Source organism: Ruegeria sp. HKCCA5463 (genome assembly GCF_013034175.1).
Classification (GTDB): domain Bacteria; phylum Pseudomonadota; class Alphaproteobacteria; order Rhodobacterales; family Rhodobacteraceae; genus Ruegeria.
On the sequence record NZ_WQFL01000004.1, the window covers coordinates 281,078 to 294,794 of the forward strand.

Consider the following 13,717-nt stretch of genomic DNA (forward strand, 5'->3'; position numbering starts at 1 on the left):
GAGGTATTGATGAAACGACTGTTGTTGACCGTTGCCTGTGCTGCGCTGACTGCGGGTCCCGTGTTTGCGGGCAAGGCTTTTGTCTCGAACGAGCGGGGCAATACGATTACCGTGGTTGATACCGAAACCTGGGAAGTGATCACCGAATTTCCAGGCGGCAACCGACCGCGCGGGATCACCGTCAGCCCGGATGGCGGCACGCTGTATGTCTGTGCCTCGGATGACAATATCATCCGGGTATTTGATACAGAGACCTATGAGGAACTTCCCAGTTTGCCCTCTGGTCCGGACCCCGAACTTTTCATTCTCGAACCCTCGGGCAAGCGGCTCTATATCGCCAATGAGGACGACAATCTGGTGACGGTCACCGACACTGAAACCCGCACCATTCTGGCCGAGGTTCCGGTCGGCGTCGAGCCCGAGGGCATGGGGATCAGCCCCGATGCCAAGTTCGTGGTCAACACGTCCGAGACCACCAACATGGCGCATTTCATTTCCACCGAGGATTATTCCATCAAGCATAATGTCCTGGTCGACCAGCGCCCGCGCTATGCCCAGTATACAGCGGATGGAAAGCGCCTGTTCGTGACATCGGAAATCGGCGGAACCGTCACTGTCATGGACATTGCAGAAGACGGAACGCCGACGGTTGTCGGCAAAATCAGTTTCGAAGTGGCGGGCGTGCAGCCGGAATGGCTGCAGCCTGTCGGTGCCAAGGTGACATCGGATGGCAAACGCCTGTTCGTTGCTTTGGGGCCCGCAAACCGGGTTGCCGTCGTTGACGCGCAAAGTCTTGAAGTGCTGGACTATATTCTGGTGGGACAGCGGGTCTGGCAGTTGGATTTCACGCCGGACGAAAAATATCTGCTGACCACGAATGGCAATTCAAACGACATCACAATCATTGATGTGGCTGCAGAGAAAGCCATCAAATCAGTACAGGTCGGTCAACAGCCCTGGGGCGTGGTGACCATTGACTGAAGTTCTGGGAGGGACGGGAATGAAGAAATTAGTGATCGCAGCGATGGTAGCAGCGTTGGGTGGGCCAGTATCGGCGGCGCCGCTGTGTGACGATCTGGGATTTGCCGGACTTCTGGCGAAATGCAACCGGGGAGAAACCATAAAGCTGACACTCGCCTCAGGGCAGCCGCTGGGTGAAGACGTGGTTCTGCAATCCGGTGCGTATTACAAGCTTGAGATCACCGCTGATGGTTCAGCGGAACTGGCCATCGAGGGGCCATCGTTCTTTCGCGCGATCTGGATGAACGAAATCGTGATTAACAAGATCGAAATCCGTCCGATGGCGGTAGATAGCATCGAGTTTGACAAGGCTGGCGTGGCTGAATTGTCGTTTATCGCAATCAAACCCGGCAGTCATGAAATTCGCATCCCCGGGTCCACGGGTGAAACGCAACGCATCACTGTTAGTATTCAATAGAGAAGGGCTAGGTACATGAAAAATATTGGAATTTTGATAATCACCGGACTTTTGGCGGCGCCGGCTTCCGCCGACGAAATTGATACCGAAACAGTGGAAAGGATTGAGGCCTATCTTGCCTCTATCGAATGCCAGATGGACCCGGATGACATCGAGGTTGAAGACGATGGGTATGATCTGGATGACGTCATTTGCAAGGGTGGCAACCAGTTCGATATCAAGCTGGACAAGGATTTGAATGAAGTCAGCCGAAAGGCGGAATAGCGAATGAACAGGATTGAGCCATGACCAAACTATTTGCCGCCTGCCTTGCACTTGCACTCATTTCGGGGGCTCTGGCCGCTGAGACCCTGCCGACCATTCGGGCGGCCGTACTCAAGATAGGTACGGTGAATTGGGAACTGGAGACCATTCGCCAGAACGGTCTGGATCGGAAACATGGCTTTATCCTTGATGTTCAACCTTTTGCCGACAATGGCGCAACGCGCATTGCGGTCGAAGGCGGCGAAGCCGATCTAGCCGTTGCCGATTGGATCTGGGTTGCTCGACAAAGGGCTGCGGGCAAGGGCTATGTTTTCATTCCCTATTCCAAAGCAGTTGGTGGCGTGGTTGTACCCGCTGACAGCTCTGCAACCAGTTTGAGAGATCTGGCCGGTGGCAAGATCGGCATCGCGGGTGGCCCACTGGATAAATCCTGGCTGATTTTACGCGCCTATGCAGCACGGGAATATGGTATGGACCTGAAAGCCGACACCGAACAGGTGTTCGGTGCGCCCCCTCTGATCTTCAAATCTGCTTTGAATGGTGACTATGCCGGCGCGATCAATTTCTGGCATTTTCTGGCCAAGATGAAGGCGTCCGGCATGAAAGAGCTGATCTCGGTTGAGGCTGCTGGGCAGGCTTTGGGGCTCGACACAAATACACCCCTGCTGGGTTATTACCTGAAAGAGAGTTTTCTGAACGAACACCCCGACCTTGCGCAAAGCCTGTTTGCCGCCAGCCGCGACGCCAAGGACCTGCTGGCCAATTCGCCCGAAGCATGGGAGGCGATCAGACCGCGCATGAACGTCAAGTCCGATGCACAGTTTGAACAACTCAAGATCGATTGGATTGCCGGTATTCCCGATCGCCGCCCGGTAGATGCGGTCGCGGCCAACAGGATGCTGGAACTTATGGCCGAATTGGGCGGGGCTGAACTGGTGGGCGCCGCGACGACTGTGCCGCAGGGTCTTTTTGCCGACGTGGAATAGGATCAGATGCAAAACGCGCGCCTCACGCCGCTTATGTCTATCGCAGGCCTTGTGGCGTTGTGGATTGTTGCGGCGTCGCTGACCGCAGACCCTCAGATACTGCCGCAACCCTGGGACCTGATCCCCCGGTTTCATCAAGAGCTTGCGTCAGGAGAGTTGCTGCGCAGCCTTGGCGCGACCCTGTCACGCGTGATCTGGGCGTTCGTGCTGGCAATGACATTGGGAACGATCATTGGCCTGGCCATGGGGCGGTCGGATGCGCTGAACCGCTGGCTCGATCCATGGCTGGTTGTCTTCCTGAACCTGCCCGCGCTGGTTCTGATCGTGCTGTGCTACCTCTGGATCGGATTGACCGAGGCTGCGGCGATCACGGCGGTTACGCTGAACAAAATTCCCAATGTCGCGACGATCCTCCGAGAGGGCGGCCGGGCGCTGAGCCCGGATCTGGATGCGTTGGCACGGGTCTACCGGATGCCGTGGCAAAGGCGACAGCGCCATGTGATCCTGCCGCAGCTTGCCCCGTTTATCGCAGCTGCCGCACGGTCCGGACTTTCTCTGATCTGGAAGATCGTGCTCGTGGTCGAGTTTCTTGGGCGCTCATCCGGTGTCGGGTTTCAAATCCACTTGTATTTTCAGCTGTTTGATGTGGCAATGGTGCTGGTCTACGCGTTTTCGTTCATTGCCGTCATGCTGGTTGTCGAATGGCTGGTTCTTCAACCTTTGGAGCGTAGCGCTCGACGGTGGAGAACTGCATGATCCGAATTGACATCCGAAAGAAGCGCTTTGAACACCACGCCGTTCTGGGCCCCATTGCATTTGACATCGCCGCCGGGGAAACGGTCGCGCTGACCGGACCATCGGGCATCGGAAAGACGACGTTGCTGCGATTGGTGGCAGGCATTGACCCGGATTTCGAAGGCCAGATTGTGCGGCCGGATCGGCTTGCGATTGTGTTTCAGGAACCCACTTTGCTGCCATGGCGCTCGGCTTTCGATAATCTCGCCCTGATCCATGGTAACCTGTCGCAGGCTGACATTGACGCTGCGCTGTCAGACGTTGGCCTGGACGGAAAGGGGGATTTGTTTCCCGGTCAATTGTCATTGGGTCAGCAGCGCCGGCTTTCTCTGGCGCGCGCCTTTGCCGGGCAGCCTGAATTTCTGATTATGGACGAGCCTTTTGTATCACTGGATTCCGAAACGGCCGAGACGATGCTGACCCTGACCGAGGACCTCATCACGCGGCATCGCCCGGCGACCCTGTTCGTGACGCATTCCAAACCGGAAGCACAGCGGCTTTCCGACCGGATCCTGAACCTGGTAGCCGGGCCAGACGGGGCCGTTCTGGGTTAGGGTCATTCCGCAGGCTCTCTCGCGGCACCGGGTGCGGTTCGATACATGAAGGGCGCATCCGCTTTGGCGGCATGTTCGTTTGCCTGGTTTTGCAGGGTCTGATGATGGGGTGATTTTATGCAAACCGGATCGGTGGCGCCTGCGTCTCCGATAACGGCCATGGCCTGACAGCGGCAGCCGCCAAAATCAATGGTTTTGCGTTCGCAGGTTTTGCACGGGTCCGACATCCATTCCGTTCCGCGATACGCATTGAACGCGCTGCTATTGTACCAGATATCCGCAAGCGGTTTGTCCTGTACCCGGTCAAATGTCAGATGCGGGATGGACTGTGCCGCATGGCAAGGCAGAACCTGACCGTCTGGCGCCACGTTCAGCCCGGTTGTGCCCCAACCGCCCATGCATCGCTTGGGATAGTCATCATGATAGTCCGCCGGAACATAATCGATGACCAGTTGCCCCTTGAGGTTTTTCCTGGCCTCGGCCACCTGTCGCGTCACCTGTTGCGCCTGTTCCCGCGTCGGCATCAAGGCATCCCTATTCCGCAAGGCCCAGCCGTGGAACTGTACCGTTGCAACCTCGATCCGTCGTGCTCCCATTTCGCGCGCCAGTTCCAGCGCCCGCGGCAGCTGGTGGGCATTGTGACGGTGCAGCACGAAGTTCAGGGTCAGCGGAAACCCGATCTTCTTGATCCATTCGACCGTTTTCATCTTGCGGTCAAACCCACCCCGATAGCCGCCTACCTTATCCGCCATCGCGGCGTCAGTGCCCTGAAGAGAAAGCTGGATATGGTCCAGGCCGACGTCGTCCAGTTCATGCAGGCGTCGCTCGGACAGGCCGATCGCCGACGTGATCAGGTTGGTATACAACCCGGCCTCACGCGCGGCATTGACCAGCGCAGCCAGATCGCGGCGGGATGCGGGCTCTCCACCTGACAGATGCAATTGCAAGACACCAAGCGCCGCCGCCTCCTTGAAAATACGTTCCCAGGTTTCAGCATCCATTTCACTGTCGAGTTTGGCCATTTCGACTGGGTTGGAGCAATAAGGGCAGGACAATGGGCATCGATGCGTCAGCTCGGCCAGCATGGCAATTGGGGGAGGGGGTTTTACCTGCATCAGATGACATCCAGAAAGCGACGCACCCGAAGGGCATCCAGAAACCCCGAGCTGTCTTCGACAATCTGTTCTTCCGGGGCGTTGTATTTCCTGGACAGTCTTGCGGTGATCTGACCAAAGCTGCGTTGGCCGTCTACTTCGCTCAGAATCGCATGTCCGATCTGATCCAACGTCACGGCCCGTTCAGGTGCCAGCAGTACCCATTGTTCCCGAACGGAATCGTACTGGATGCGGACACCACGTGGAAGCAAGGGGACCTCCTGCGCCAACATCACGACGCCTGCCGCATCCGTAAGCCGGTGTCCGGCTTCCATGCCCCCGGAGGAATTCGGGCAGGTTCGACATAGGCACCCCACAGGGCATCCAGCTGCGACCAGAGGACATCGGTCTTGAATATCAGTGCCTTGGCTGCCGCGTCTTGTTTTTCTGCGGTGTCGGCATGATCCAGAACCCATGCCAGACCAAAGGCCACATCCTTGGGGGCTTCTTTCAGGCGGTTGCGGAAATAGGCAAGTGAGCTGTCATCCGCAAAATCGTAATGCCGAAGCAGGCCTTCGATCCTGTTGGCATGAATCTTGGGAGCAAACAGTTCTGTGAGTGAGGCCGCAACCGCTTCCAGCAACGACTTTTCGCGGACGTATCGCACGTAAGCATCCACCGCAAATCTGGTGGCAGGCAATACGCCGTCGCATGAAGCGACATAGTCCGGATCAAGACCGACTGCTTCGGCCAGTCGCAACCAGCGCCGGATACCACCTTCGTTGTCTTCCGTGCCGTCATGATCTTCGATCCGAGACCGCCAGGCTCGGCGCAGCGCAGGATCTTCTACACGCGACATGAAGGCGGCGTCCTTCATCGGGATGGAATGCTGATAATAGTAGCGGTTGATCACCCAGGCCCGCACTTCGTCAGGCGTGCATTGACCTCCGTGAAGGCGATGATGAAACGGATGAAGGTCGTGGTAACGCTCGGCTCCGATCTGACGAAGTCGGGCCTCGAACTCTTTGCGGCTTTGGGTCATAGCGTTATCTCCATGCCATCCTGGCCTATCGTCCAGCCTTTCGCCCGTGCCTGGGCGTTCTCGGCGCTGTCGGGGCGCAGAACCGGATTGGTGTTGTTCATGTGGATGAACACTTTCCGGCCGATTTTCATATCGACGAAAACAGCGATCGATCCATCGGGGCCGTCCATCGACATATGGCCCATGCGCTTGCCCGTTTTCTGACCCAACCCGGCCTGCACCATTTCCGTGTCGTGCCAAAGTGTGCCGTCGAAAAGCAGAAGATCGGCCTCATCAAGCCGGGCGCGCAGCTCGGGCGTCAATGCGGCACAGCCCGGTATGTAATATGCCGTCTTCCCCTGCGCGCTCAGTGCCACCCCGACGGTTTGTTCGCCAACCAATTCGGTTTCGACATGCTCCCCTTCAAGATACAGAGGCACTTTGCCGGGCACCGGGAACAAAGTTGCCTGCAAGCCGGGAACCAGATCGAACGTCTGATTCAACGAGATCGGCGCGCGAGTCACGACCAAGGCGTTCAAGGCGTCGAAAATCGGGTTCTGCGCGATGACGTCCTGAATACTTTGGGTCGCAAACAGCGTGAATGGCTGCATCTCGCGCAGCGTCAGCAAGCCAGCCACATGGTCGATGTCACCATTCGTCACCAGCACCGATTGAATCGGCACCTCTCGCAACCCGGTCGGATACAGGACGGGCGTATTGCCAAGCTGCGCTCGAATATCCGGAGACGCGTTCAGAATGGCCCAGTTCTGGCCATCGGGTGAGACCGCGAGTGATGATTGCGTCTGCGCCGGAATATGTCCGCTTCGGGCCAGATTGCAGTTTTCACATCCGCAATTCCATTGCGGAAGGCCGCCACCAGCAGCGGCCCCTAGTATTATCGCGCGCAACGTCATCTATTGTTGGCGCTTGCGGCTGATCAGATCAGGCCGCCACCGCGCTCATCGTCATGATCAGGGCCATACATGTTGATTTCCATGCCGCATTCGATCTCGCGAATAACAGGTCTGTTCCAAGCCATATCAGGGTCCTCCTCCTAGGATGTGCTTGCGAGCAATGTGGCAGTTCTCATGCGCCCGTGCGACTCTTAATTCATAAGAAGGATTTAGACTTTGGTCGGTACTCAGGTGTCATCCGACAACGGGGCGACCCCCTGAATGCAAAACCCCTGGTTGCGTATGGTTTTGATTTCAAATCCAAAATCATCCGACCCCAATTTCTTTCTCAGATATCCGATGTAGACGTCCACCACATTTTCGTTACTGGACCCGTCCTGTGACCAGAGCGTGTCAAACAGTTCTCCTCGGGATATTGGCGATCCGGCCTTGCTGTTGAGCAGCGTGAGCAGTTCGAATTCACGTTCGGTGAGCGCAATGCATGTCTCGCGGATCGAAAGTGTTCTGTCCCGCGACGACAGGCGCGCGGGGTCCGGGCGCTGAGAGAGCACGCGTTGTTCCTGTACTTGCAACCGGGCGACAAGCTCATCAAAGCTGAACGGCTTAACGACGTAATCATCGGCCCCGGCTTCAAGCCCGGCGGCACGATGATCGACATCGGAAAGGGCAGACAACATCAATATCGGGATTCCGACCCCGGCAAGACGCGCGGCCCGGACCAGCTCGATACCACTGTCGGTTCCCAGCATGACATCGACAATCGCGCCCGAGAATACACCGCTTTTCAACCGCTCCAACCCTTGGTCGGCGCGGTTTTCAGCCTCGGCTGAGTAGCCGTGCAGCGACAGGCCCCGGACAAGGGCCGACGTGATTCTGGGGTCGTCATCTATGATCAGCAGTCTGGAGACCATTTTTCTATGCCTCCGCCAGCGGTAGTCGAATGCAGACATTTGTACCGGCATTTGATCCCAGGGCGTTTTCACGCGGAACCGGGCTTGCCACCGAAATGGTTCCTTCATGGGCCTCGACGACCCACCTGGCCAGTGCCAGCCCGACACCGAAACCCTGACTGTTTGCTGCCCCTCCCTGAACAAACCGCTCGAAGATCCGGGTTTGGGCGCCGTCGGGAATTCCGGGGCCGTTATCGGTCAGCTGTATTTGAACGCCACCATCAACCGATTGGCCGGACAGCAACAACGCCTTCCCGTCCCGCGCATGTCGGATCGCATTGCGTATCAGACTGAGCAGGACCTGACGAATCCAGTTCAGGTCACAGTGCAACGAACAATCCGGGAAGTCGCCCGTTTCAAGCTGCATGTCGGCGCCATCGATTTCAGGTTGAATGTCGCTCACAACTGTTTGCATCAGATCGCATAGTGCAACGTTGGTTGGTTCCAGAGCCAGCTCACCGGTTTCGGAACGGGCGACGCGCAGCAAATCATCGATTCTCTGGTTCAGTTTTGCCGCGCTGCTTTCGATTGTCGCCAACGCCTCTGGCGCGGTCTGGTTATCCCTCTGGCCAATCTGAGCTTCCATCATGATGACCGTCAGCGGTGTGCGCAGTTCGTGACTGACATCAGCAAAAAAGCGGCGCCGGTTTTCGTCGATCTTGGACAGGGATTCATTTGCAGCGCTCAGTTCGCGGGTTCGCTGGGCAATGGTCTCGTTCAACCGGGCCCATTCTGCGTCAACCTCGGCCTGGCGTTTTCTCAATGCAGCGGCCATGCGGTTGGTCTCGCCATATAACTGGCCGATCTCATCATTGCGGGTTTGAGGCAGCGAAATTGCGAATTCGGATCGGCCGACCTGAACCGCCGCGTTGCGCAACCGATCCAGACGAGAGAACTGCGGTCGCACAAGGCCAAAATAGAACCACGCCGTGCTGAGCAAGGCGAACAGTGCCAGTGCCAGTGCCGCCCAGGTCAGAACCCAACGGGTCCGTTCGATCCCCGCCATGACGGAGTTTCGAAACAGAACCTCGGTATTCACCGCCTGGCTGAGCAGAGGATCAAACGCCGACGCAAACGAGTCGACATAGGCGCGCAGCTGGGCCTGATCGGCTTCTGCGTCGGCTAGCCCTTCCAGCGTGCTGGCCAGCAGCGCCTCCATTCTGGCCAGACCCAGGGATTGGGTTCCGTATCGCGATTGTTCGTCCAGCCCCAGAGATCGAACCGCGGCAACTGCATCTTCCACATCGGAACGAAGGTTCAGAAACGTTGCCCCAATCTGGTCTCGGATCGGCGAAAGGCGATCAAGTCGAGACTCGACTGTTTGGCCGGTCTGTATCGACTCGGTTGCGATCACAAGAAATGTGGCCGCCTGGGTCGACAGAGCAGCATAGCGTGCCATGCGGGTTTCCGATGCCAGTGCCGTTTCCAGGCGGCTGGCGACGGTCTGCATCCCGAAGTAAAGGATTGCGGCCGCCAGCAGGGTGCCTGATCCAAGCACGACGGCCCCAAGGCCCAAGCGCGTTTTCAGAAGCAGATTCCGCTTTGCGGTTTGTGGCGCGGCCGTCATGATTTTCGCCTCATCAGGCCCCGGGCCGGGTCATACCCCCAAACGGCGATCGTGCTCAGTATTGCGGTTGACGCCAGAACCCACAGCAGGGCCCCCCAGTTGATCTGCAAGTAAAGCAGAAACCGGATCAACTCGACCACATGCGTGAAAGGATTGAGCGCACAGATATCACGCAGCAATGGCGAGCTTTCAGCCATTTTCCACAGCGGATAAAGGGCGGAGGACAGGAAGAACATCGGGAAGATGACAAAGTTCATCACCCCGGCGAAATTCTCCAGCTGCTTGATGAAACTGGACAGCACCAGCCCCAGCGCGCCCAGCATCAGACCGCCCAGAACCAGCCCCGGCAGAACCGCGACATATCCGGGTAGGGGCAGGACAATGCCGAACACAGCGGCCAATCCGAGAAACGTGTAGACTTGCAGGATGGATATCGCGGTTGATCCCAGCAGACGGCAGAACAACAGCCACCAGCGCGGGAATGAGCTGGTCAGCAGTAGGCGCATCGAGCCCATCTCGCGGTCGTAGACAAGGCTGAGCGAGCTTTGCATCCCATTGAACAACAGAACCATCGCACACAGGCCGGGGACGATATAGGTCTCGTAAGTGATATAGGTCTGGTAGGGGGGAATGATCGACAGGCCGAGGGCCGCGCGAAACCCTGCTGCGAAGATCAAAAGCCAAACCATTGGCCGGACCAGGGCTGCCAGAAATCGTTCGCGTTGATGGATGAAACGCAGAAACTCGCGTCCGATGATGGCGCGGGCGACTCCCAGGAATCCGTTCATGTCGGGACCTCGGTTCGGGACAGGAACCAATCAGACAGCGTTTGATCCCCCCGCAGGCGGCCCACCTGCCCACTGGCAAGAATCTGACCGCGATGAAGAACCAGCAGCTGGTCGTCGTCGCGCATTTCATCTGTCAGATGCGTGGCCCACAATACGCACAGCCCCTGTTCCGCCAGGTCGTGCACATGGTCGGTTATCGCGTGCCGAGCCGCGGCATCAAGCCCAACGGTCGGTTCGTCCAACAGCAACACCGAAGGTTCGTGCAACAGGGCACGCGCCAGTTCCATCCGGCGGCGATGACCGCCATTGAGATCGCGCACTCGTTCCCCGGCGCGGTCGCGCATGTTCAGCCGATCCAGCGCCGCATCGATACGGCCAGGGACTTCGGATCGCGACAACCCATGCAGAGCTGCGAAATATGCCATGTTCTGGCGCACCGTCAAACCCAGATCCAGTGTCGGTTGCTGAAAGACCACGCCAAGCTTTGTCAGCGCCTTGCGTGGGGATTGGCGCAGATCATGGCCCGCGACCGTGATTTCACCGTCCGGCGCCACAAGCAATCGCGTGAGCAGCGACACCAGTGTCGATTTCCCGGCCCCATTCGGACCAAGCAGACCGCAGAACATCCCCGCCGACACGTCAAAAGAGACAGCATCCAAAGCCGTCTTGGCGCCATAATGAAAGCTCAGGTCGCGTACGGCGAGACCAGGATCGGTTTCCGCCGAGGGGCGCGCGTCTGACATTCTTCCTCCGTCCCGAACCATGGTTCTTGACAGCAGCTTGCATCGTCGGGGCGCGTTTCTCAACCTTCCAGTCCGAGGCCGGACCACGACTTAAGTATGTGAAGCTTCACGGATTTGATGGTATTTCCCGAAGGATCCGTCGCCAAAACTGGCCAGCCGAGACTGTCAGGGGAAGGCGGGCCTGATCGGCGCGAACACCCCGTTTTGCGGGCACCGCTTTTCAGTTTGCGTTCAGCAAAAACGATCTGAACTCTTTGAAGACGGGGGATCTGCTGAAAGAGGGTGTGAATTTGGCCACCATTACGCGGGGCAGCTTCAACGAGGCCGAATACGGGCGAACCAGATCGCCATTGTCCAGCAAGTTCTGAACCAGAACTTCGTGCGCCATCAACACGCCACCGCCATGACGCGCCTCTTCCAGCGCGACGGAATACAACGAGTGCACGGTTCCCGTCTTCGGTACACCTGCGCCATCCGGTTGGCTGTTCAGCCAAATGTCCCAATCATTTGCCCATGCCCCGTCATGGAGAAGGGTTTCCCGCGAAAGATCTGAAACAGATTTCAATCTGTCCGCGACCGAGGGCGCGCAAACCGGGAAAATCACATCTTCGGCTATTTTGATTTCGTTGATTCCGATCGGTTCACCGGAAAAGAACAAAGTCATGTCAAATGGTTCACGCGCAAGGTTTGGCGGCGTTTCAAGGGCCACGACAGACACGGACAAATCCGGGGCAATTTGCCTGAGCGTTCCAAGTCTGGGCGCCAGCCACAATTGCGCGATCGACGGCAGCGCGGCGACCTTGACCTTGCGCGGCAGGGCCTTGGTTCGAAGTTCCTGCACGGCCATTCCCAATTGATCAAACGCCTGGGTGAACCCGGGCAAAAGCTCTTCGGCGAGCGCCGTCATCTCGACCCCGCGGGCATTTCGGACAAAAAGTTGGGTGCCGGCCCAGGCTTCAAGGGCCTTGACGTGCTGAGTTATCGCGCCCGGAGTAACGGATAGCTCGTCTGCCGCAGCGGCAAAACTTCCAAGCCGAGCCGCCGCTTCAAATGCTCGTAAAGCATTGAGATGTGGGCCTTTCGGGCGACGAGGGGAAAGTGACATCCATTTAAGCCTTAGTTTTTCTGCGGCAAATAAATAGCAATACTGATTTGCTTCGGCCAGTGGAACTCTGGAATTTTGGTGAAAACGCAATCGCATCGGAGGAGCCCGGATGTCGCGGCACTTTGAAAACCCAGTCAGGATGACCGACCCCGTCGTCGCAGAAGCTCTTGCAAACGAGAAAAAGCGCCAGCAGGACCAAATTGAGCTGATCGCGTCCGAAAATATCGTCAGCCGCGCGGTGCTGGATGCTCTTGGGCATGAGATGACCAACAAGACGCTTGAAGGGTATCCGGGAAACCGGTTCCACGGGGGTGGTCAGTTTGTCGACGTCGTCGAGCAGGCGGCAATTGACCGCGCCAGGGAACTGTTCGGATGCGACTATGCCAATGTTCAGCCCCATTCCGGCAGCCAGGCGAACCTTGCTGTTTTCTTTCTGCTGCTCAAGCCTGGTGACAGGGTCTTGTCGCTGGATCTGGCCGCCGGCGGTCATCTGAGTCACGGCCTGAAGGCCAACCTGTCGGGTCGCTGGTTCGAACCGCATCATTATGGTGTCGATGCCGAATCCGAGGTCATTGACTGCGATGCGCTGGAAAAACTGGCCGAGGAAATCCGGCCAAAGCTGCTGATCGCGGGTGGGTCTGCCTATCCACGGGAAATCGACTTCGAGCGCATGGGGCAAATCGCCAGGAAGGTCGGTGCGCATTTTCATGTGGACATGGCCCATATTGCCGGGCTGGTCGCCGCGGGCGTGCATCCTTCGCCTTTTCCGCATGCGGACATTGTGACGTGCACCACGACAAAAACACTGCGTGGTCCTCGTGGCGGGCTGATCCTCACCAACAAAGAGGATTGGTTCAAAACGCTGCAATCTGCGGTTTTTCCAGGCGTTCAGGGTTCGATCCACAGCCAGGTTCTGGCGGCCAAAGCGGTTTGCCTTGCCGAAGCGCTTACGGATGAATTCAAGGACTACGGAGCGCAGGTCAAAGCCAACGCCGCCAAACTTGCGGAAACCTTGCAGTCCCGGGGGTTGCGTATCGTGTCCGGTGGTACTGACACGCATCTGGTGCTCGTGGATCTCAGCCCCAAGGGTATCACAGGCAAACGCGCCGAGGTCGTTCTGGAGAAGGCCAATATCACAACCAACAAAAACGCGATCCCCAATGACAGCACGCGACCGCCAGAATGGGTTGGATTGCGCCTGGGCGTGAGCGCGGCAACGACCCGCGGAATGAAAGAGGCCGAGTTCGACCAATTGGCAAACGTGATTGCGGATTTGATCGAAGCTGAGGCCGCGGGTGATACCGGCGCGACAATTCTGCGCTGCAAAGCCTCGGTCGCAGCGTTGTGCAAATCGTTCCCCATCTACCCGGCGTAGTTACTGCGTGCCCGGTGGCAGGGTCCATTGACCGCTCTGGACCATTGGTGTGAGCGCGTCACCGCGGCGCCATAGTAACGCGTGTCTGATTGGGTGTTTGGGCTGTACCATGTTTGCAAATTT

The 13,717-nt window shown here is 57.7% G+C and carries 17 protein-coding genes; 7 read left to right on the forward strand and 10 right to left on the reverse strand.

Annotation, left to right across the window (positions count from 1 at the left end; translation table 11 throughout):
- The first annotated feature begins 9 nt into the window (after positions 1-9).
- From GOW09_RS11245 to GOW09_RS11270, 6 genes are read left to right on the forward strand one after another with little or no spacing between them, the layout of a single operon-like run.
- Entirely contained in the window at positions 10-981 is a 972-nt protein-coding gene (locus GOW09_RS11245) for a YVTN family beta-propeller repeat protein (RefSeq protein ID WP_171118331.1), read from the forward strand.
- A 19-nt stretch (positions 982-1,000) separates the two neighbouring features.
- Positions 1,001-1,438, forward strand: coding sequence for a hypothetical protein (locus tag GOW09_RS11250; protein WP_170346824.1), 438 nt, complete (start codon positions 1,001-1,003; stop codon positions 1,436-1,438).
- A 15-nt stretch (positions 1,439-1,453) separates the two neighbouring features.
- Positions 1,454-1,702, forward strand: coding sequence for a PepSY domain-containing protein (locus GOW09_RS11255; protein ID WP_171118333.1), 249 nt, complete (start codon positions 1,454-1,456; stop codon positions 1,700-1,702).
- 20 nt (positions 1,703-1,722) lie between these two features.
- A complete protein-coding gene (locus GOW09_RS11260; RefSeq protein ID WP_171118335.1) occupies positions 1,723-2,688 on the forward strand; it encodes an ABC transporter substrate-binding protein in 966 nt (321 codons plus the stop codon).
- A gap of 6 nt (positions 2,689-2,694) precedes the next feature.
- Positions 2,695-3,444, forward strand: a complete 750-nt coding sequence (locus GOW09_RS11265; RefSeq protein WP_171118337.1) for an ABC transporter permease — start codon at positions 2,695-2,697, stop codon at positions 3,442-3,444.
- The gene (locus tag GOW09_RS11270; RefSeq protein WP_171118339.1) at positions 3,441-4,037 is read left to right on the forward strand and encodes an ABC transporter ATP-binding protein; all 597 of its coding nucleotides are present in this window, start codon (positions 3,441-3,443) and stop codon (positions 4,035-4,037) included. Before GOW09_RS11265 ends, GOW09_RS11270 begins: the two co-directional genes overlap by 4 nt.
- A gap of 2 nt (positions 4,038-4,039) precedes the next feature.
- Here the strand turns inward: GOW09_RS11270 and pqqE are convergent, their stop codons facing one another.
- From pqqE to GOW09_RS11320, 10 genes are all read right to left on the reverse strand, one after another.
- Entirely contained in the window at positions 4,040-5,152 is a 1,113-nt protein-coding gene (gene pqqE / locus GOW09_RS11275) for a pyrroloquinoline quinone biosynthesis protein PqqE (RefSeq protein ID WP_171118341.1), read from the reverse strand.
- Entirely contained in the window at positions 5,152-5,466 is a 315-nt protein-coding gene (gene pqqD / locus GOW09_RS11280; RefSeq protein WP_253284246.1) for a pyrroloquinoline quinone biosynthesis peptide chaperone PqqD, read from the reverse strand. Before pqqD ends, pqqE begins: the two co-directional genes overlap by 1 nt.
- A complete protein-coding gene (pqqC, locus tag GOW09_RS11285; RefSeq protein WP_171118343.1) occupies positions 5,424-6,173 on the reverse strand; it encodes a pyrroloquinoline-quinone synthase PqqC in 750 nt (249 codons plus the stop codon). The genes pqqD and pqqC overlap by 43 nt, the downstream gene beginning before the upstream one ends.
- Positions 6,170-7,066, reverse strand: a complete 897-nt coding sequence (gene pqqB, locus GOW09_RS11290; RefSeq protein ID WP_171118345.1) for a pyrroloquinoline quinone biosynthesis protein PqqB — start codon at positions 7,064-7,066, stop codon at positions 6,170-6,172. The genes pqqC and pqqB overlap by 4 nt, the downstream gene beginning before the upstream one ends.
- 23 nt (positions 7,067-7,089) lie before the next feature.
- Entirely contained in the window at positions 7,090-7,191 is a 102-nt protein-coding gene (gene pqqA / locus GOW09_RS11295; RefSeq protein WP_117873022.1) for a pyrroloquinoline quinone precursor peptide PqqA, read from the reverse strand.
- 102 nt (positions 7,192-7,293) lie between these two features.
- Positions 7,294-7,977: a response regulator transcription factor gene (locus tag GOW09_RS11300; protein WP_171118347.1), complete on the reverse strand. Its 684-nt coding sequence runs from the start codon at positions 7,975-7,977 to the stop codon at positions 7,294-7,296.
- A gap of 4 nt (positions 7,978-7,981) precedes the next feature.
- On the reverse strand, positions 7,982-9,583 hold the full coding sequence (locus tag GOW09_RS11305) for a HAMP domain-containing sensor histidine kinase (RefSeq protein WP_171118348.1): 1,602 nt from the start codon (positions 9,581-9,583) through the stop codon (positions 7,982-7,984).
- Positions 9,580-10,371, reverse strand: coding sequence for an ABC transporter permease (locus tag GOW09_RS11310; protein WP_171118350.1), 792 nt, complete (start codon positions 10,369-10,371; stop codon positions 9,580-9,582). Before GOW09_RS11310 ends, GOW09_RS11305 begins: the two co-directional genes overlap by 4 nt.
- The gene (locus tag GOW09_RS11315; RefSeq protein WP_171118352.1) at positions 10,368-11,114 is read right to left on the reverse strand and encodes an ABC transporter ATP-binding protein; all 747 of its coding nucleotides are present in this window, start codon (positions 11,112-11,114) and stop codon (positions 10,368-10,370) included. Before GOW09_RS11315 ends, GOW09_RS11310 begins: the two co-directional genes overlap by 4 nt.
- Before the next feature lie 220 nt (positions 11,115-11,334).
- A complete protein-coding gene (locus GOW09_RS11320) occupies positions 11,335-12,219 on the reverse strand; it encodes a LysR family transcriptional regulator (protein WP_171118354.1) in 885 nt (294 codons plus the stop codon).
- Positions 12,220-12,358: 139 nt separating this feature from the next.
- Between GOW09_RS11320 and glyA the strand changes: the two genes are divergently transcribed.
- On the forward strand, positions 12,359-13,594 hold the full coding sequence (gene glyA / locus GOW09_RS11325) for a serine hydroxymethyltransferase (protein ID WP_254442727.1): 1,236 nt from the start codon (positions 12,359-12,361) through the stop codon (positions 13,592-13,594).
- The last annotated feature ends 123 nt before the right edge of the window (positions 13,595-13,717 follow it).